The following is a 19611-nucleotide window of genomic DNA, read 5'->3' as shown; positions in this document are numbered from 1 at the left end:
GGGCGCGGGGCCAGTGGCCCCGCGCCCCTTCCGGCGTTACAGCGCGTCCCTGCGTTGCAGGACGTTGTAGCAGAGCCAGCCGGGGATGACAGGGAGCCAGAAGGTCAGCGCCCGGTACAGGAAGACCGCCGAGGTGGCGATCGGCGCGGGCACACCGCTCAGGGTCAGCGCACCGATGGTGGCGAACTCGACCGCGCCGATGCCGCCCGGGGTCGGGATCGCCGAGCCGGCTGCGTTGGCGGTCAGGAAGACCACCGCGACGGCGGAGAAGCTCATCGAGTACCCGAAGGCCCGGATCGAGGCGTCCAGGCAGGCGGTGAAGCTCAGGGTGAGCAGCAGGATGCCGCCGAAGCCGGTGAGCAGCTTGGTCGGGGTCTGCATCAGGTCGAGCATCCGGGGCACCACGCCGAAGAACAGCGAGCGCACCCGGGTCACCACGAAGCGCCGCAGCGGTGCCACCGCCGCGACCACCAAGGCCAGCACCGCCGCGGTCAGGATCGCGATGATCACCGCCTTGTCGGTGCCCTCGCCACCCTTCTTCTGAGTGCCCGTCACCAGACCGAAGACGAACAGCAGCAGCAGGTGCCCACCCAGCCCGGCGAGCTGGGAGGCGCCGACGCTGGCCACCGCCGGGCCGGAACGGATGCCCGACTTCTGCAGGTACCGGGTGTTCAGCGCGATGCCGCCGATCGCGGCCGGCGCCACCAGCTTCACGAACGAACCGGCCACCTGCGCCGCCACCGTCCGCTTGAACGGCAGCCGCTCCGGCACGAAGCCGGTCAGGCTCATCGAGGCCGCGACGTAGGTGAAGGCGGCGGCCGTCAGTGCGGCCGAGGCCCACCCCCAGTTCATCCGGTCCAGGTTGAACTGTTCGGGCTTGATGGTGGTGAGCGCGAAGTACGCGGCGAAGGCCAGGGCCACCACGGTGATCACGGTCTTCGGCTTGAGCCGTTCGAGCTTCTCCGGAGCCAGCGGGGCCTCCGGCACGACCTGGAGGATCTGGCCGCGGATCCGGCTGAGCAGGTCCTCGCTGGCGACCGCGATGTCCTCCTCGGCCTGCTGCTGGGTCCGCTCGCCGGAGGCCACCTGTTCCACCGCCGTCGCCTGGGCGGCGGCCCTGCGCTCCTTGTTCAGCTTGGCCAGGTCGACCCGGGTGGACCGGCTCAGCCCGACCGGCTGGAGCAGCGGCAGCGCGGCGGCCACCCGGTCGGCGCCGAGCACCGCGTTGGCGACCGCCACCGCGCGCTCCGGGCCGATCCGCAGCGCGAAGGTGGTGAGCAGCTGGGCGACGTCGATCCGCAGCGTCAGGTCGCCCGCCGCGATGTCACCCCCGGACAGGTTGACCAGGTAGCCGGTCCTGTCGTCGACCACCAGCAGGGATTCGCCGGTCAGCCGCCGGTGCGCGATCCGGCGTTCGTGCAGGGCGTCGACGGCCTCCCAGAACGAGGCCATCACCTGGTCGGTGATCTCCTGGTCGCCCAGCTCGTCCAGCGGCCGGCCGGTCAGCTTCTCGTACACCAGGATGGCGGCGTCGGGACCGAGCTCGGAGGTGGCCACCAGCTGGGGCGCCCGGGCCCCGGAGGCGGTGGCCGCGTACGCGATCAGGGCCTCCTGCTCCAGGGCCTGGCGCAGTGACTGAGGGCTGCGGCGGACCGCGACCGAGCGCAGCCGCAGGCGCCGCCAGGCCCGGTAGAAGAAGCCGGAGGCCTGCTGCTCGCGGTCGATGATGTGCACGTCCAGCGGCGGGCCGGAGTGCTGTTCGACGTAGTACCTGCGGGTGCCGCCCGGGGCGTCCGGGGCTCGGTGCGCCCTGGCCGGGGCGAAGCCGACCTTGCGCAGGCCGATCATCAGGTGCTGCCCGGTCGGGCGGATGTTGGGCGAGCCGATCGCGTACAGCGTGGCGTACGCCACCGACCAGCCGATCAGCACGGTCAGCAGCAGCGCGAGCACCGTGGTGTACCCGCTGATCAGCTCGGTCAGGCCGCTGACCAGCACCACCGACCAGAGCGTCACCCGCCAGCGCGGGCGGCTCGACATGCCGACCGCCGTCATGTAGGCGATCACCGGCGCCAGGTAACCGTGCACCGGATCGGTGATCACCTGCGTACCGCTCAGGGTCAGCTGGGTCAGCGACTCCTGGACGGTGACGGGGGCGCCGGCCGCGACCCACCAGTCCACCCCGAGCGAGGTCCCGTACGCCAGCACCGCCGCCAGCACGCCGTCGGCGACCCGCAGGCCGTCCCGTTTGATCAGACGCTCGACCGCGAAGGAGAGTGGAACGGCCAGCACCGCGAAGCTGGACACCAGGCCCGCGACCGTGGTCAGCCAGCCCGGGATGCGGCCCGCGTTCACCGTGATGTCGGCTTCGAGCCCGGAGGTCGTGGAGACCGCGAAGCGGGCCACCAGGAAGAGCGCCACTATGCCGGAGAGTCCGGCCAGGAAGCGCAGCAGATCGGACGGGCGGTGCGCCCGGGCGGCGAGCAGCGGTTCGTCGACGGCGAGGTTGTCGCCGTCCGGTGGCTCCTCGGCCACTCCTTCTTCCCCCTCGGTACCCTTGGCCAACGACAGTGGCGGTGGTACGGGAGATGCGGTGGCGGACCCGCACGGGCCCTCGTCCACGTCCACTTCTACCGTCCTGGTCATCTGGTCTTGTCCTCGTATCACCACTCACCGCCCCGAAGATGGTGGCACGCCGGGTGGTCCCATGAGGGACAGGGGCCACAAAGGGCGCGCCGAATCCCTCCCTGGGAGTGCCCGGATCGACCGGATGGTGCCGGGGCCGGTCCGGTTTTGGCAGGATGCCGGGGGTGACGAACCTTCAGCCGCCGGAGCTGCCGCCGTACGCCGAGTCGGTGCTCGACCTCACCGAACGCATCCCGCCCGGCCGGGTGATGACGTACGGGGACGTCGCCGAGTACCTCGGCCGGGGCGGCCCCCGGCAGGTCGGCCGGGTGATGGCGCTGTACGGGGCCGGGGTGCCCTGGTGGCGGGTGGTCCGGGCGGACGGCCGCCCGCTGCCCGACCACGAGCACCGGGCGCTGCCCGAGTACCGGGCCGAGGGTACCCCGCTCAGGCTGGTCGGCGGCGAGCCCCGGGTGGACCTCCGGCTGGCCCGCTGGGACGGCAGCTGACGCGGGTAGGCTCGTCCGGGTGTCCTCCCCGTTCCGTCTGGTCCGCAGTCCGCTCGCGCAGCCGGCCCCGCCCGTGCTGGACGAGTACCAGCGGGCCGTGGCCGAGCACGGCGACGGGCCGCTGCTGGTGCTCGCCGGGCCGGGTACGGGCAAGACCACCACGCTGGTGGAGTCCGTGGTGCGCCGGATACGGCGCGGCACCGATCCCGAACGCATCCTGGTGCTCACATTCAGCCGCAAGGCCGCGATGGAGCTGCGGGACCGGATGACCACCCGGCTCGGCAACGGCTCGGCCACCCCGCAGGCCACCACCTTCCACTCGTTCTGCTACGCCCTGCTCCGGGCCGAGCAGGAGCCCGCCGCCTACGCCGAACCGCTCCGGCTGCTCTCCGGACCCGAGCAGGACGTGATGGTCCGTGAGCTGCTGGCCGGTCACGCCGAGGACGTCAGGACCGGCGCGGGCGGCATCTCCTGGCCGCTCGACCTGCGGGCCTGCCTGACCACCCGCGGCTTCGCCGACGAGGTCCGCGCGGTGCTCGCCCGCAGCCGGGAGCTGGGCCTGGGCGAGGCCGAGCTGAGCCGGTTCGCCGCCGGGGTGCAGCGCCCCGACTGGGCCGCCGCCGCGCACTTCCTGGCCGACTACCTGGACGTGCTCGACCTGCGCGGGGTGCTCGACTACGCCGAGCTGGTGCACCGGGCCGTGCTGCTGGCGGAGCGTCCCGAGGTGGGCGACCGGCTGCGGGACCGCTACGACGTGGTCTTCGTGGACGAGTACCAGGACACCGACCCGTCCCAGGTCCGGCTGCTGCGCCAACTCGCGGGCGGCGGAAGGGATCTGGTCGCGGTCGGCGACCCGGACCAGTCGATCTACGCCTTCCGGGGCGCCGACATCAACGGCATCCTCGACTTCCCCGCCGCCTTCCCGAAGGCCGACGGCAGCCCGGGCGAGGTCAGGGTGCTCCGGGTCTCCCGCCGCTCCGGCGCCGTCCTGCTGGCCGCCACCCGGGAGCTCGCCCGGCGGATGCCGATGGGCAGACTGCCCGCCGACAAGCTGGCGGCGCACCGCGCCTTGCTGCCCTCCCGCGAGGGCGGCCGGGTCGAGGTGTACACCTACCCCACCCCCGGCGCCGAACTGGACTCCGTCGCCGACCTGCTGCGCCGGGCCCATCTGGAGGACGGCGTGCCGTGGGGTGAGATGGCGGTGCTGGTCCGGGCCGGCGGCCGGTCCATCCCCGGCGTACGGCGGGCGCTCGGCGCGGCCGGGGTGCCGTTGGAGATCGACGGCGATGACCTGCCGCTCCGCGAGGAACCTGCCGTCACCCCGCTGCTGACTGCCCTCCGGGTCTGCGCCCACCCCGCCGAGGAGTGCACCGCCGAGCAGGCGCACACCCTGCTGACCGGCCCGCTCGGCGGACTGGACGGCTCCGACCTGCGCAGGCTCGGCCGGGCCCTGCGCGAGGAGGAACGGCAGGCGCTGCGCGGCGCGGAGGAGCCGGTGGTGGTCCGTCCGGCCGAGGAGCTGATCCGGGAGGCGCTGGCCGAGCCGGACCGCCTGGTCGCGATGGAGCCCGGCTACGCCCGCCGGGCCCGCGAGCTCGGCGTGCTGCTGCGCAAGGTCCGCGAACAGCTCGCGGGCGGCGGGGGAGCCGAGGCCGCGCTCTGGGAGCTCTGGGACGGCAGCCGTCGCTGGCGCGAACGGCTGGAGCGGGCCGCCCTGCGCGGCGGTGCCGCAGGCCGTAACGCAGACCGGGACCTGGACGCGCTCTGCGCCCTCTTCGAGACCGCCGCCCGCTCCGAGGAGCAGGTGGCAGGGCACCGGGGGGCGCTGGAGCTGCTGGCCGAGCTGGAGGCCCAGGACATCGCGGCCGACACCCTGGCCGTACGGACCGTGCGGCCGGAGGCCGTCCGGCTGATGACCGCGCACCGGTCCAAGGGTTTGGAGTGGCGGGTGGTCGTGGTGGCAGGCGTACAGGACGGCCTCTGGCCCGACCTGCGCCGCCGCGGCTCGCTGCTGGAGGCCGACCGGATCGGCCGGGACGGCCTGGCCGAACCGCTCTCCCCGGCCGCGCTGCTGGGTGAGGAGCGACGCCTCTTCTACACCGCCGTCACCCGGGCCAAGGACCGGCTGATCGTCACGGCGGTGAAGGCCCCGGCCGAGGACGGCGACGAGCCGTCCCGCTTCCTGCGCGAGCTGTACCGGGAGGAGCTCGACCCCCGGACCGGCCGGGTGCTGCGCCGGACCCCGCAGGTGACGGTCGAGGAGGTGACGCATCGTCCGAAACGGCCGCTGGCGGTCTCCGCGCTGGTCGCCGAGCTGCGGGCGGTGACGGTGGACCCCGCGCGCCCGGCGGAACTGCGGCGGGCCGCCGCCGAACGGCTGGCCGTGCTGGCGGCGGCCACCGACGAGGACGGCGCCCCGATGGTCCCCGCCGCCCACCCCGACCGCTGGTGGGGCCTGGTGGACCGGACCGAATCGGCCGAACCGCTCCGGGACGCCGAACTGCCCGTACGGCTGTCCGGGAGCGGCCTCGAGCAGCTGGAGAACTGCTCGCTGCAGTGGTTCCTGGAGAAGGACGTCAAGGCCGGCAGCACCACCACCGCGGCCCAGGGCTTCGGCAACGTGGTGCACGCCCTCGCCGACGAGGTCGGCTCCGGGCGGACCCCGGCCGACCTGGCAGTGCTGATGGAGCGGCTGGACACGGTCTGGGACGCGCTGGCCTTCGACGCGCCGTGGAAGTCGCAGCAGGAGAAGGAGCAGGCCCGCGCGGCACTGGAACGCTTCCTGCACTGGCACGTCCTGGAGCGGGGCCGGAGCACGGTCGCCACCGAGCACGACTTCGACCTCACCCTGCCGGTCGGGGACGTCAGCGTCCGGATCCGGGGCTCGATGGACCGGGTCGAACGGGACGAGGCGGGCCGGGCGTACGTGGTCGACTTCAAGACCGGCAAGCAGCTGCCGACCGACAGGTCACTTCCGCAGCACAAGCAGCTGGCGGTCTACCAGCTCGCCGCCCGCGCGGGGGCGCTGGACGAGCTGTTCGAGCAGCGCCCCGAGGTCGGCGGCGCGGAGCTGGTCCACCTCAGGGCGGAGGCCTCCAAGGCGGAGCCGGACGCCCCGAAGGTCCAGCACCAGGGGCCGCCGGAGGAACCGTGGGTCGAGAACCTGCTCGCGGACACGGCGGGCCGGGTCCTGGCGGAGCGGTTCAGCCCCAGGGCCGGTGAGTCCTGTGCCCGGTGCAGCTTCCGCGGCAGCTGCACGGCCCAGCGGGACGGGCGGCAGCTGCTCGACTGACCGGGAGCACCGGCCCCTCGGGCCGGAGCGTCCGGTGGTTACCCTTGGCGGAATGCGATCCCTGCTCAGTGACCCGGTCCAGCTCAAGGAGCTGCTGGGGGTCCCGTTCAACCGGGAGCAGATGGCGGCGATCGGGGCGCCGCTGGAGCCCGCGGTGATCGTGGCGGGGGCCGGTTCGGGGAAGACCACGGTGATGGCGGCCCGGGTGGTCTGGCTGGTCGGGTCGGGGGCGGTGCGGCCGGAGCAGGTGCTCGGGCTGACGTTCACCAACAAGGCGGCGGGAGAGCTGGCCGAGCGGGTCAGGACGGCGCTGCTGCGGGCCGGGGTGCTGGAGGACGACGAGGACTCGCTCGGCGAACCGGAGATCTCCACCTACCACGCGTTCGCCGGCCGCCTGCTGAAGGAGCACGGCCTGCGGCTGGGCATCGAACCGGACGTCCGGCTGCTCGCCGACGCCACCCGGTTCCAGCTGGCCGCCCGCGTGCTGCGGCACTCGCGAGGCCCGTACCCGGCTCTGACCGGCGCGTTCTCCGGTCTGGTCGCCGAGCTGATCGCGCTGGACTCGGAGCTGGCCGAGCACCTGGTGGAGCCCGCCCGACTGCGGGACTTCGACCGGGAGCTGCTGGACCACGCGGCCACGGTGAAGCTGAGCAACGACGACCTGCGGGCGATCCCGGTGACGGCCGGGGCCCGGCTGGAGCTGCTGGAGCTGGTGGAGGAGTACCGCCGCCGCAAGCAGACCGCCAATCTGATGGACTTCGGCGACCAGATCGCCGCCTCGGCCCGGCTGGCCCAGCAGCGGCCCGAGGTCGGGGCGCTGCTCAGGGAGCAGTTCCGGGTGGTGCTGCTGGACGAGTACCAGGACACCTCGGTGGCCCAACGCCTCATGCTGGCTGGCCTGTTCGGGTCGGGTACCGGTCATCCGGTGACGGCCGTCGGGGACCCGTGCCAGGCGATCTACGGCTGGCGCGGTGCCTCGGTCGCCAACCTGGACGACTTCCCGCACCACTTCGCCCGCCGGGCCGGCACCCCCGCGCACCGCTACTCGCTCAGCGAGAACCGCCGCAGCGGCGGCCGGCTGCTCGCCTTCGCCAACCAACTGGCCGCGCCGCTGCGGGAGATGCACGCGGGCGTCGAGGCGCTCCGGCCCGCCCCGGGCGCTGAGTCGGACGGTTTCGTACGCTGCGCGCTGCTCCCCACCCACGTCGAGGAGGTGGAGTGGCTGGCCGACCGGATCGCCCACCTGACCGCCACCGGCACCGCGCCCGGCCGGATCGCGGTGCTCTGCCGCAGCGGTTCCGCCTTCCCGGACATCCACGCCGCGCTGGTCGCCCGGGAGGTGCCGGTCGAGGTGGTCGGGCTCGGGGGGCTGCTCCAACTCCCCGAGGTGGCGGACCTGGTGGCGGTCTGCGAGGTGCTGCAGGACCCGACCGCGAACGCCTCGCTGGTCCGGCTGCTGATCGGTCCGCGCTGGCGGATCGGCCCGCGTGACCTGGCGCTGCTCGGCCGACGGGCCGCAGCGCTGGTACGGACCGGGCAGGCCGGCGCCGGCGACGCGCTGGCGGCGGCGGTGGCGGAGACCGATCCGACCGAAGTGGTGTCGCTGGCCGACGCGTTGGAGAGCTTCCTGGACAGCGACCAGCCGGACGAGCTGCCGTTCTCGCCGGAGGCCAGGGTCCGGTTCGCCCGCCTGGCCCGGGAGACCAGGGAGTTGCGCCGCTCGCTGGCCGAGCCGCTGATGGACGTGCTGCACCGGGTGCTGGCGGTGACCGGCCTGGAGGTCGAACTCTCGGCCTCGCCGACGGCGTTGGCCGCCCGCCGCCGGGAGACCCTGCACTCCTTCCTGGACGTGGCCGCCGGTTTCGCCGATCTGGACGGAGACCCCGGCCTGTCCGCCTTCCTGGCCTTCCTGCGCGCGGCGCAGGAGTACGAACGCGGCCTGGACAGCAGCCTGCCGGGCGGCGAGGACACCGTGAAGGTGCTCACCGCGCACAAGTCCAAGGGCCTGGAGTGGGACGTGGTGGCCGTCCCCGGGCTGGTCAAGGAGGCGTTCCCGAGCGCCAAGGGCCGGGAGCGCTGGACCAGTACCAAGAAGGTGCTGCCGCACGCCCTGCGCGGAGACGCCGCCACCCTGCCGGTGCTCGGCGACCTGACGCCCAAGGAGATGAAGCTCTTCAAGGCCGAGATGGCCGGGCACTCCGCCACCGAGGAGCTCCGCCTCGGCTACGTGGCCTTCACCCGCCCCCGGGAGCTGCTGCTCGCCTCCGGCCACTGGTGGGGCCCGAGCCAGAAGCGCCGCCGGGGGCCCTCCGACTTCCTCACGAAGCTGCACGAGCACGCCGCGCGGCCCGGCAACGGCGAGGTCGAGATCTGGGCCGAGCCGCCGCTGCCGGACGCAGAGAACCCGGCCCTCGACACCTCGGTGGAGACGCCCTGGCCGCTGCCGCTCGACCCCGACGCGCAGCTGGCCCGCCGCCGGGTCGCCGAGGTGGTGCACCGCCGGCTGGCCGGCGAGCCCGCACCCGCTCCGGAGCGGATGGCCCCGGAGGCGGAGCGGCAGGTCGCCTCCTGGGACCGCGACCTGACGGCCCTGCTGGGCGAGCTGGAACGTTCCCGCCGGGCGGTTCGGGAGGTCCCGCTGCCCGCCTCGCTCTCCGCCACCCAACTGCTGCGGCTCTCCGCCGACCCGGACGGCTTCGCGCGGGAGCTGGCCCGTCCGATGCCGCGCCCGCCGCAGCCCGCCGCGCGCCGGGGCACCCGCTTCCACGCCTGGGTGCAGGCCAGGATCGAACCGCTGCTGCTGGTGGAGCCGGACGCGCTACCCGGGGTGGACGACGACGGCATCGAGGACGAGCACGACCTGGACCGGCTCAAGGAGGCGTTCCTGCGCAGCCCGTACGCGAGCCGCCGGCCGTACCGGGTGGAGGCGCCGTTCCAGCTGGTGCTGGGCGGGCGGGTGGTGCGCGGCCGGATCGACGCGGTCTACCAGGAGAGTGACGGTGGCTCAGGGTCACCAGCAGCCCCCCGCTGGGAGGTGGTGGACTGGAAGACCCACCGCGAGGAGACCGCCGACCCGCTCCAGCTGGCGGTCTACCGGCTGGCCTGGGCCGAGCTGGTGGGGGTCGAGCCGGAGCAGGTCACCGCTTCGTTCCTGTACGTCCGCAGCGGGCGGATCGAAAGACCGGCCGAACTTCCTGGCCGAAAAGAGTTGACTCGGCTTCTGATCGGGAATGACACAAGTTGAGTCACGCAGAGCATCCAATTCGTCACAGCATCGCGCGAAACCTGTGCGCTGTGCACTATTCGCGCCTATTGTGGGGTCGGTAACCGGTCACCCCCGAACTCCGGCCACCTGTCAGGGCTCCACGACCTGACCCTCCGTCATCACCGCAGGTGTCCCAGGCACCGGCCACCTTCTGCTGGAGAGACCGACGTTGAGCGCGACCGGATGGATCAGAGACCGGCTCGCGGGGCCGACCCCGGGGGCTGTCCCAGGCACGGTCACGGGGACGTGGCCGAAGACCTCGTTGGCGCTGCCGTTCATCGGCATGGTGCTGGTGCTCGCCCTCGACTTCCTCAGCAACTCGGCGGTCACCGTCGAACCGGCGCTGACCGCCGTCCCCGCGCTGGCCGCGGTGGTGAGCCGGCGCACCTGGTACCCGCTGCTGATCGGCCTGTTCACCGAGATCGCCGCCTTCGCGCTGGCCGGCTACCACGACCTGCTCGGCCAGTCCGTGCACAGCGCCACCGTCTTCGCGATCGCCCTGGTCGCCGGGATCGGCTGGGTCAGCGCCACCCTGAGGGTCCGCCAGGAACAGGCCCTCGCCGACGCCCAGCTGGTGGCCGAGATCGCCCGCCGGGTCCTGCTGCGCTCCGTCCCCGACCGGGTCGGCAGCGTACGGGCCGCCGTGCACTACGCCGCCGCCGCCGAGCACGCCTCGATCGGTGGCGACCTGTACGAGGTGGTGAACACCCGGCACGGCGTCCGTGCGGTGATCGGCGACGTCCGGGGCAAGGGACTGGCCGCCGTGGAGACCGCCGCCGCCGTGCTCGGCGCCTTCCGCGAGGCCGCCCACCAGGAGCCGGCCCTCGACCGGGTGGCGGCCTGGCTGGCCGTCAGCCTCGACCGGGCCCTGCACGAGAACGACCATCCCGGGGTGGAGGAGGAGTTCGTCACCCTGCTGCTGATCGGCGTCCGCCCGGACGGCACCGCCGAGATCGTCAACTGCGGCCACCCGGCCCCGCTGCTGCTCCGCCCCGACCAGGCCCCGCAGCCGCTCGAACTGCCCGAGACCGTGCCGCCGCTCGGCGTCCTCGACCCGGCCGACGTCCGGCCGCCGGTGCAGCGGGTCCGGATCGAGCCCGGCGACCGGGTGCTGCTCTTCACCGACGGCGTGATCGAGGCCCGCGACCACCGCGGCGTCTTCTACCCCCTCGCCGAGCGCCTTCCCTACTGCGCCGTCGGCTGCCCGGTCGAGGTGCTCCGCCGCCTGCACGACGACGTGGTCCGCCACGTCGGCCGCAAGCTCGGCGACGACGCCGCGATGCTCCTGCTCCAGTACGAGCCGGTCCTGCCCCAACTCCCGCACCAAGCCGCCCCCGCCAAGCAGCTGCTCCAGGCGCACGGCCCGGAGGACGGGGCCCCGGGGCTCCGCTGAGGTGCGACGCCGGCCCCGGGGAGGCGGCAGCAGGCTAGAGGTCGACCTCGACCAGCAGGGGCCGGTGGTCGGAGATGCCCGTCTGCGGTGCGCGGGAGGAGCCGACCGCGGTGCGCGGTACCCCGGTGGCGAGGACGTGGTCGAACTGGACGGCCGGTCGGTGCGCGGGGTAGGTGGGCGTCTTCGCGAGGTCGTGCCAGCCCTGGAGGCGGGGCCGGGGTTCGCGGCTGCGCCGCCGCCGGTGCAGTTGCTGCGGCCGGCGGCCGAGCGCGGTGGCACTGCCGAGGACCGTGCGCGGCACCGCCCCGACCAGGTTGAAGTCACCGAGCACCAGGTGCGGCTTCGGCAGGTCGGCGATCCACCGCCGGATCGCCGCGAGCTGGGCCATGTTCCACCCGGGCACGAAGGAGAGGTGGGTGGCGACCACGGTGAACTCGCCGCGCTCGCCCTGGAGCACGGCGGCCAGGGCGGCCCGTGGCTCGTCCGGCACCGGGATCAGCCCCCGCCGCCCGGCGACCCGGAGCGGCAGGCCGAACGGCGCGGGGGCGAAGCGGCGGGCCCGCCAGTGGCTGACGGGCAGTCGGGTGAGCAGGGCGGTGCCGTACGAGGGGACCTCCGGGGAGTCGCCGACCTCGTCCGGGCCGTACACCTGGAGCCCCGGAACGGCGGGGTCGACGATCCAGCCGGTGGGGGCCGCCGGGCGGCCGTGCAGCGCGGCGGCGAAGCGCCAGTCGGCCGCGCCCATGGCCTTGGCGGCCACCGCGGTCTGGTCGGCGAAGCCGGAGCGTTCCTGGTAACGGTCCACCTCCTGGAGCGCGAGCACGTCCGGGGCCAGCCCCGCCACCGCGTCGGCCAGTGGGTCACCCGGCTCGGCGGGGTAGGGCAGCGGGCTGCCGTCGGCGGCCAGCGGCTGGCCGTGCAGCAGGTTGAAGGTGGCGATGCGCAGCGGGCTCACAGCAAGTGACGGTACCGGCTGGGCTTGAGGCTGTGGAGCATACCGGGTATACATACTGGGTATGTCCATCCGTCACGGTCTGCTCGCCCTGCTCGACCAGGGCCCGCGCTACGGCTACCAGCTGAGAACCGAGTTCGAAGCCCGCACCGGTGCCACCTGGCCGCTCAATGTCGGTCAGGTCTACACCACGCTCGGCCGGCTGGAGCGGGACGGCCTGGTCGCCCCGCACGGTGAGGACGACGAGGGGCACGTCTACTACGCCGCCACCGATCAGGGACGCGTGGAACTGCGCCACTGGTTCGACACCCCGGTGCCCCGGACCAATCCGCCCCGGGACGAGTTGGCGATCAAGCTGGCGATGGCGGTCACCGTGCCGGGGGTGGACGTCGAGGCGGTGGTCCAGGGCCAGCGCAGGCACAGCATGAAGGCGCTGCAGGACTACACCCGGCTCAAGGGCCAGGCGCTGACGGCCGAGGGGGAGGGCCGCTCCGACCTGGCCTGGCTGCTGGTGCTGGAGCAGCTGATCTTCCAGACCGAGGCGGAGATCCGCTGGCTGGACCACTGCGAGGTCCGGATCGCGCAGTACGGGCCCGTCGCCGACCCGGCGCCGCCACCCCCGCCCGCTCCGCCCGCTCCGCCCGCCCAGGCCAAGGCGGCTCCGCGCGGCCTCCGGCGCGTGCGTTTCTGACCCACCGTCATCCGATCGAACCTCACAGCAGGGGGAGAGTTGACCACTCAGCAAGCCCGGTCCGGTACCGACGCGGTGCTGCACCTGGAGAACATCACCCGGGTCCACGGCCACGGCGCGGCCGAGGTGCACGCCCTGCGCGGGGTCGACCTGAAGGTGCACCCCGGTGAGCTGGTCGCGGTGATGGGCCCGTCCGGCTCCGGCAAGTCCACCCTGCTGACCCTGGCCGGCGGGCTGGACAGCCCGACCTCGGGCCGGGTGCTGGTCGAGGGGCACAGCCTCGGCGACCTCTCCCGCAAGCAGCAGGCGCAGATCCGCCGCCGGGCGATCGGCTACGTCTTCCAGGACTACAACCTGATCCCCGCCCTGACCGCCGCCGAGAACATCGCGCTGCCCCGCGAGCTGGACGGTGTCTCGACCCGGGCCGCGCGCCGGGAGGCGTACGCCGCGCTCACCGAGCTCGGCATCGAGGAGCTCGCCGACCGCTGCCCCGACGACATGTCGGGTGGGCAGCAGCAGCGGGTGGCGATCGCCCGGGCCCTGATCGGCGAACGCCGCCTGGTGCTCGCCGACGAACCGACCGGCGCGCTGGACTCCACCACCGGCGAGGCCGTGCTCTCCGTCCTGCGGGCCCGCTGCGACGCCGGCGCGGCGGCCATGCTGGTCACCCACGAGGCCAGGCACGCCGCCTGGGCGGACCGGGTGGTGTTCATCAGGGACGGCAGGGTGGTGGACGAGAGCGTCAGCCGCGACGCCGCCAGCCTGCTGGTCTCGGCCGCCACCAACAGCACCGGCCCGGTCGCGGAGTGAGGCTCAGCGCGTGGCGGGTGGCACTGCGGATCGCCCGCAGGGACGCGCTGCGGGCCAAGGGCCGCAGTGCCCTGGTGATCGCGATGATCGCCCTGCCGGTGCTCGGCGTGGCCGGGGTCGACGTGATCTTCCGCAGCGCCCAGCTGGAGCCGGCCCAGCGGATCGCCCGGACCATGGGCGAGGCCGACGCGACGGTCTCAGGGCAGGGGCCCGGCCTCAACGTCTCCCAGGCACCGGACCCTGACCAGGGCTCGACGAGCAGCCCGGCGAAGAAGGGGAGCCGACCCACTCCGGAGCAGATCCGCAGTCAGGCCACCCCCCAGGACGAACTGATCACCCAGCTGCTGCCCGCCGGTGCCAGCCTGGTCCGGCTCGGCAGCGTCGAGGGCACCGCGGCCACCACCGCGAGCGGCCTGCTCAAGGTGGGAGCCCTGGAGGCCGACCTGACCGACCCGGTCTGGCGCGGCCGGATCAACCTGACCGGCGGGCGCGCGCCGGCCGCTCCGCAGGAGCTGGCCGCCACCGACGCGTTCCTGCGGACGGCCGGCCTCCGGATCGGTGACACCACCACCCTGCGCGGACTGGAGGGCAAGCCCTTCACCATCACCGCCTCGGTGGAGTACCCCGAGCAGCTGAAGGAGAGTCAGCTGGTGGTCCGGCCCGGCGCGCTGCCGGCACCGGCCGAGCAGGGCCGGCCGCTGGGCAGCGGCCGCCTCGGCAACGCCAACTGGCTGGTGAAGCTGCCCGCCGGGGCCGTGCTGGACTGGCCGAAGGTGCTGGAACTCAACAAGTACGGCTTCACCGTGGCCTCGCGTGCGGTGCTGCTCGATCCGCCGCCGCGCTCCGAGGTGCCGTACTACCGCGACCAGGAGCGGTCCGGCGGCAGGGGCCTGACGCCGGACGTGACCGCCCTGGCGGTCGTGGCCACGGTGGCGGGCATGGCGTTGCTGGAGATCGTGCTGCTGGCCGGACCGGCCTTCGCGGTCGGCGCCCGCCGTTCGCGGCGCCAGCTCGGACTGCTGGCCGCCGGCGGTGGTGACCGTTCGCACGTCCGCTCGGTGGTGCTGGGCGGTGGTGTGGTCCTCGGCCTGGCCGGGGCGGTCACCGGCGTGGTGCTCGCGGTGCTCGCCGTCGCGGTTGCCAGGCCCTGGCTGGAGGAGCTGGCGGGCAGCCGGTTCGGCAGCTTCGACCTGGCCCCGCTGGACCTGGCCGGGGTGGCCGCGATCGGCTTGGTCACCGGCCTGCTGGCGGCGGTCGTACCGGCGTTCCAGGCGTCCCGGCAGGACGTGGTCAGCGCCCTGACCGGCCGCGGTTCGGTCAAGCCGCCGAGCCGGAAGCTCGCCCTGGTCGGCCTGCTGATGCTCGGTGGCGGCGCTGCGGTCGCGCTGCTCGGCCCGACCGTCGGCGGGCAGCTCGGCCGGCGCGGGGCGCTGGCCGTGCTCGGTGGCTCGGTGATCGCCGAGCTCGGCATGGTCGCCTGCACGCCGATGCTGGTCGGTCTGTTCGGCCGGATCGGCCGCTGGCTGCCGCTCAGCCCCCGGCTCGCGCTGCGGGACTCGATCCGGCACCGGGGGCGTACCGCTCCGGCGGTGGCCGCCGTGATGGCGGCGGTGGCCGGATCGGTCGCGGTCGGCATCTACTCCGCCAGTGCCAACCTGGAGCACCGTCAGAACTACCAGGCCTCGCTGCGCAGCGGAACGGTGCTGCTCGACCGGGGCCACGACGAGGGCGACGCCGCGCAGTTCCCGGCCCGCCGGGACGCGTTGGAGCGGATCATGCCCAACCTCGGGCCGCGCGGCGACGTCTCCGAGGCCAGGTACGCCACCTCCGAGCGGAACGTCCGGGGCGGGTACGTGGACCTGCAACTGCCGATGGACCTCCGCTGCCCGCTGTACGCCGGGGAGCGGAGCGACGGGCCCACCGAGGCGGAGCGCGAGCGCTACCGGAACGACCCGCGCTGCCTCCGTCCGGCGGGCAGCTACCAGTCCGCGTTCAGCGGGCCGCTGCTGGCGGGTGACCCCACCGCGCTGGGCAACCTCACGGGGGTCCGCGACCCGGCCGCCGCGGCGGCGCTGGCCCAGGGCAAGGTGATCGTCTTCGATCCGGCCTACCTGCGGAACGGCAAGGTCACCTTCACGCTGGTCGAGCCCATGTCCGAGGAGCCGTCGGCCGGTCCGCCGGAGCCGGCGGGCGGGATGTCGGAGCCGTCGAGCGGGATGTCGGAGACCAGGGCGGCCCCGGCCAGGCCGGCGCACCACGACATCTCGGTGGAGGCCGTGCTGTTCGAGCCCGAGGTGCGCAACGCCGGTGCCTTCGCCGCTCCGGAGACCGTGAAGCGGCTCGGCCTGACGGTGGTCGAGGCCGGTACGGTCTGGACGCCCGCGGCGGTGCCGGGCAGCGGTGACGAGCAGAAGGTCGAGGCCGCGCTCGCCAAGCTCGGCGGGGACGGCCGGTTCACCGTCGAGCGCGGCTACCGGGACGAGAGCAGCCTGGTCACTCTCGGCCTGGCGGCCTTCGCCGCGATCGTGGCCCTGGGCGCGGCGGGCATCGCCACCGGTCTGGCCGCGGCCGACTCGCAGCAGGACCTCGGCACGCTCGCGGCGGTCGGGGCGACCCCCGGGATCCGGCGCCGGCTGTCCGGGTTCCAGTGCGGGGTGATCGCCGCGATGGGTGCGGTGCTCGGGACCATCAGCGGGGTGGTGCCCTCGGTCGCGCTGCGGATCATCGAGAGCATGCCGCAGTACCCCGGGGACGTGGCCAAGGACGCGGTGATCGCGGTCCCGTGGCCGACGCTCGCGCTGACCCTGCTGGTGCTGCCCACCGTGGCGGTGCTGCTGGCGATGCTGTTCACCCGCTCCAGGCCGGGCCTGGTGCGGCGCTCGGCCTGAGCCTCCGTCACCCGCGTCGCCCTTCCTCCCCGGGCGACGCGGGTGACGCGGGTGACGAGTGGGGTGACGCAGGTAACGGGTCCGCTCCTCGGGAGCACGGCGCATCCGGTCCTGGTGGCGAACTAAAGTCGTCCGTATGACGAAAACCCCGGACAGCGTCGTCCGCTCCTTCATCGACCAGCACCAGGACGAGTTCCTGCGCGATCTCGCCGACTGGCTGCGCATCCCCTCCGTCTCCGCCGACCCGGCCAGGGCAGGCGAGGTCCGCCGCTCCGCGGAGTGGCTGGCGGAGCGGCTGCGGGCCACCGGCTTCCCGGTGGTCGAGGTCTGGGAGACGGACGGGTTGCCCGCGGTGTTCGCCGAGTGGCCGTCCGGGGACCCGGCCGCGCCCACCGCGCTGGTCTACGGGCACCACGACGTACAGCCGGCCGCGAAGGAGGACGGCTGGGCGACCGAGCCGTTCGAGCCCACCGTGGTCGGCCGTCGGCTGTACGCCCGGGGCGCGGCCGACGACAAAGGCCAGGTCTTCTTCCACACCCTGGGTCTGCGGGCCCACCTGGCCGCCACCGGCCGGACGGCGCCCGCGGTCAACCTCAAGCTGCTGGTCGAGGGCGAGGAGGAGTCGGGCTCGCCGAACTTCGAGGCGCTGGTCCGCCGCGAGGCCGGCCGGCTGGCCGCCGACGTGGTCTTCGTCTCCGACACCGGGATGTGGTCCGAGACCACCCCGACCGTCTGCACCGGCATGCGCGGCCTGGCCGACGCCCAGCTCGACCTGTACGGCCCGGACACCGACATCCACTCGGGCTCCTTCGGCGGCGCGGTGCCCAACCCTGCCGAGGTGGCCGCCGAGCTGGTCGCCGCCCTGCACGACGAGGACCGCCGGGTCGCCGTCCCGGGCTTCTACGACGGCGTGGTGGAGCTGACGGACCGTGAGCGGGAGCTGTTCGCGGCGCTGCCCTTCGACGAGGAGCAGTGGCTGCGGGTCGCCAAGTCGTACGGCACCCGGGGCGAGGCCGGCTACTCCACCCTGGAGCGGGTCTGGGCCCGTCCGACCGCCGAGGTGAACGGCATCTGGGGCGGCTACACCGGCCCGGGAGGCAAGACCATCGTGCCGTCCGAGGCGCACCTCAAGCTGTCCTTCCGGCTGGTCGCGGGGCAGGAGGTGGAGAAGGTCAGGGAGGCCGTCCGCGACTGGGTGGCCGAGCGGGTGCCCGAGGGCATCCGGTACGAGCTGACCTTCCCCGGCGCCACCCGGCCGTGCCTGACCCCGCTGGACCACCCGGCGCTGCAGGCCACCGTCCGGGCGATGGGCCGGGCCTTCGAGCAGGAGATCCTGTTCACCCGGGAGGGCGGCTCGGGCCCCGCCGCCGACCTACAGGACGTGCTCGGCGCACCGGTGCTCTTCCTCGGCATCTCGGTGCCCTCGGACGGCTGGCACTCGGTGAACGAGAAGGTCGAGCTGGACCTGCTCGCCAAGGGCGTGGAGACCGCCGCCCACCTGTGGGGCGAGCTGGCCGAGAGCTGGCCGCAGGCATGAGTCTTCCGCAGCCACCGATCGAACGGGGATGGACCGAGTTGAGCACCGCGCCTGACACCAAGCAGCTCGCGCTGGCCAGGGCCGGCGTGGACCGGGCCGCGCACCACCGCTTCGACGAGCCGTGGCTCGCCGCGGCCTGGAGCCACCCGACCACCAAGGTGCTGCCGATCGCCGGCGGCGAGGTCTTCGTGGTCGACACCGAGCTGGGCACCGAGCTGGTGCTGCTGCCCTCGTTCGAGGCGCCGCAGACCGGCGACCGGTACTTCCTCGGCACCGACGAGGAGGGCACCTCCTACTTCGCGATGGCGGGCTCCAGCCTGCCGGGGCGGCTGGACGGCGACGCCCGGCCGGCCGGTCTGCGCGAGGTCGGGGCGCTGCTCTCGGACCGGGACGCCGGGCTGCTGGTGCACGCCGTCGCCCTGGAGCACTGGCACCGCCTGCACAGCTTCTGCTCGCGCTGCGGCCAGCCGACCGAGAAGGCCGGGGCCGGGCACGTCCGACGCTGCACCTCCTGCGCGGCCGAGCACTACCCGCGGACCGACCCGGCGGTGATCATGCTGATCACCGACGAGCAGGACCGCTGCCTGCTGGGCCGTCAGGCGATCTGGCCGGAAGGCCGCTGGTCCACCCTGGCCGGGTTCGTCGAGCCGGGCGAGTCGATCGAGCAGGCGGTGGCCCGCGAGGTGCTGGAGGAGGCCGGGGTCAAGGTCGCCGAGGTCAGCTACGTGGCCAGCCAGCCGTGGCCGTTCCCATCCAGCCTGATGCTCGGCTTCCTGGGCCGGGCCGACCCGGCCGGCACCACGATCACGGTGGACGGCGAGGAGCTGGCGGAGGCGCGCTGGATCTCCCGGGACGAGCTGCGGGCCGGGATGGGGGCCGGTGAGATCCTGCCGCCGTCCGGTATTTCGATCGCCCGTCATCTGGTCGAACTCTGGTACGGGGAACCGCTGCCGAGTGCGGCTCGCTGGTAGTCCGGCAACTGGAGTGAAAAGGGGCGTGCGGCTTATTGCCGTACGCCCCTTTCTTCTCTCATGATTCCGCTGTCCGGCTATTTTCGACCGAATTCGAAAATATCCGCTCAGTCGTTCTTCGGGCCGACTTCCAGCCAACAGCTGACGGTCTTTCCGGTCAGCCGGGTGGTGACCGACCAGTCGGTGCAGAGGGCGCCGACGATGGCCAGGCCGCGGCCGTGGCTGTCCTCGTCGGCCGCCTCCCTGGCCTCCGGCAGGCTGCGCCCGAAGTCCGCCACCGAGATCTGCAGCGTGCGGTCGGTCAGCGCCAACGTGATCGACACCGCGCCCCGGCCGTGCCGCAGCGCGTTGGTGACCAGCTCGGACATCAGCAGCTCGGCGCTGTCGGTGAGCTCGGTGGCACCCCAGGCGGCCAGGGCCGTACGGGTCAGCTGCCGGGCCCTGGCCACGTTGTGCGGCTGCGGCGGGAAGCTCGCGGTGGCGGACCAGGCGCCCCGGTCGGCCGCCTCCAGGGCCCGTCCAGGGCGATGGTCGGCACCGGCGGCCCCGGTGTGTGGAAGATTGATCGGCCGCGCCTTGAAGTGGCGCGCGGTACTGGTCACGGGCATGGCTCCGCCCCCGGGTGTACGTGGCTGGATGCGACTCGCCGGTCAGGGCTTTGCCAAGACCGGAGAGCCGCCG

The 19611-nt window shown here is 73.8% G+C and carries 12 protein-coding genes; 9 read left to right on the top strand and 3 right to left on the bottom strand.

The genetic code is table 11. From position 1 onward, the window contains the following. Nucleotides 1-36: 36 nt before the first annotated feature. A complete protein-coding gene (locus ACKUU6_RS12590) occupies nt 37-2643 on the bottom strand; it encodes a lysylphosphatidylglycerol synthase domain-containing protein (protein ID WP_407988591.1) in 2607 nt (868 codons plus the stop codon). 155 nt (nt 2644-2798) lie between these two features. Between ACKUU6_RS12590 and ACKUU6_RS12585 the strand changes: the two genes are divergently transcribed. From ACKUU6_RS12585 to ACKUU6_RS12570, 4 genes are all read left to right on the top strand, one after another. Further along, complete coding sequence (locus ACKUU6_RS12585; protein ID WP_407988590.1) at nt 2799-3131, top strand: MGMT family protein; 333 nt, start codon at nt 2799-2801, stop codon at nt 3129-3131. Nucleotides 3132-3150: 19 nt separating this feature from the next. Further along, nucleotides 3151-6423, top strand: a complete 3273-nt coding sequence (locus ACKUU6_RS12580; RefSeq protein ID WP_407988589.1) for an ATP-dependent helicase — start codon at nt 3151-3153, stop codon at nt 6421-6423. A 52-nt stretch (nt 6424-6475) separates the two neighbouring features. Beyond that, nucleotides 6476-9667 (top strand): UvrD-helicase domain-containing protein, encoded by a 3192-nt coding sequence (locus ACKUU6_RS12575; RefSeq protein WP_407988588.1) that lies wholly within the window; start codon nt 6476-6478, stop codon nt 9665-9667. 283 nt (nt 9668-9950) lie between these two features. After that, nucleotides 9951-11081, top strand: coding sequence for a PP2C family protein-serine/threonine phosphatase (locus tag ACKUU6_RS12570; protein WP_407988587.1), 1131 nt, complete (start codon nt 9951-9953; stop codon nt 11079-11081). A 34-nt stretch (nt 11082-11115) separates the two neighbouring features. Here the strand turns inward: ACKUU6_RS12570 and ACKUU6_RS12565 are convergent, their stop codons facing one another. Continuing rightward, complete coding sequence (locus tag ACKUU6_RS12565; protein WP_407988586.1) at nt 11116-12036, bottom strand: endonuclease/exonuclease/phosphatase family protein; 921 nt, start codon at nt 12034-12036, stop codon at nt 11116-11118. A 61-nt stretch (nt 12037-12097) separates the two neighbouring features. On the opposite strand from ACKUU6_RS12565, the gene ACKUU6_RS12560 reads away from it, so the two are divergent. The 5 genes from ACKUU6_RS12560 to nudC all read left to right on the top strand — a co-directional run bounded on the left by ACKUU6_RS12560 (nt 12098) and on the right by nudC (nt 18930). Further along, nucleotides 12098-12724, top strand: a complete 627-nt coding sequence (locus tag ACKUU6_RS12560) for a PadR family transcriptional regulator (protein ID WP_407988585.1) — start codon at nt 12098-12100, stop codon at nt 12722-12724. Between the two features lie 39 nt (nt 12725-12763). Continuing rightward, nucleotides 12764-13534, top strand: a complete 771-nt coding sequence (locus tag ACKUU6_RS12555; protein ID WP_407988584.1) for an ABC transporter ATP-binding protein — start codon at nt 12764-12766, stop codon at nt 13532-13534. Further along, nucleotides 13531-16422: an FtsX-like permease family protein gene (locus ACKUU6_RS12550; RefSeq protein ID WP_407988583.1), complete on the top strand. Its 2892-nt coding sequence runs from the start codon at nt 13531-13533 to the stop codon at nt 16420-16422. The genes ACKUU6_RS12555 and ACKUU6_RS12550 overlap by 4 nt, the downstream gene beginning before the upstream one ends. A 136-nt stretch (nt 16423-16558) precedes the next feature. Beyond that, nucleotides 16559-17959 carry a dipeptidase gene (locus ACKUU6_RS12545; protein ID WP_407988582.1) on the top strand — a complete coding sequence of 467 codons (1401 nt, stop codon included), beginning with the start codon at nt 16559-16561 and terminating at the stop codon, nt 17957-17959. After that, a complete protein-coding gene (gene nudC, locus ACKUU6_RS12540; protein WP_407988581.1) occupies nt 17956-18930 on the top strand; it encodes an NAD(+) diphosphatase in 975 nt (324 codons plus the stop codon). Before ACKUU6_RS12545 ends, nudC begins: the two co-directional genes overlap by 4 nt. 107 nt (nt 18931-19037) lie before the next feature. On the opposite strand, the gene ACKUU6_RS12535 is transcribed toward nudC, so the two are convergent. Beyond that, the gene (locus ACKUU6_RS12535) at nt 19038-19532 is read right to left on the bottom strand and encodes an ATP-binding protein (protein WP_407988580.1); all 495 of its coding nucleotides are present in this window, start codon (nt 19530-19532) and stop codon (nt 19038-19040) included. Nucleotides 19533-19611: the final 79 nt, after the last annotated feature.

Origin of the sequence: Kitasatospora sp. CMC57 (genome assembly GCF_045866025.2) — a bacterium.
GTDB lineage: Bacteria > Actinomycetota > Actinomycetes > Streptomycetales > Streptomycetaceae > Kitasatospora.
Note: the sequence above shows the minus strand (reverse complement) of the source record. Positions and strands in the feature narration are given on the sequence as shown.

Coding starts and splice junctions, on each gene's coding strand:
- ACKUU6_RS12590 (WP_407988591.1), bottom strand. CDS start 2,643: ATGACCAGGACGGTAGAAGTGGACGTGGACGAGGGCCCGTGCGGGTCC.
- ACKUU6_RS12585 (WP_407988590.1), top strand. CDS start 2,799: ATGCCGGGGGTGACGAACCTTCAGCCGCCGGAGCTGCCGCCGTACGCC.
- ACKUU6_RS12575 (WP_407988588.1), top strand. CDS start 6,476: ATGCGATCCCTGCTCAGTGACCCGGTCCAGCTCAAGGAGCTGCTGGGG.
- ACKUU6_RS12560 (WP_407988585.1), top strand. CDS start 12,098: ATGTCCATCCGTCACGGTCTGCTCGCCCTGCTCGACCAGGGCCCGCGC.
- ACKUU6_RS12545 (WP_407988582.1), top strand. CDS start 16,559: ATGACGAAAACCCCGGACAGCGTCGTCCGCTCCTTCATCGACCAGCAC.
- nudC (WP_407988581.1), top strand. CDS start 17,956: ATGAGTCTTCCGCAGCCACCGATCGAACGGGGATGGACCGAGTTGAGC.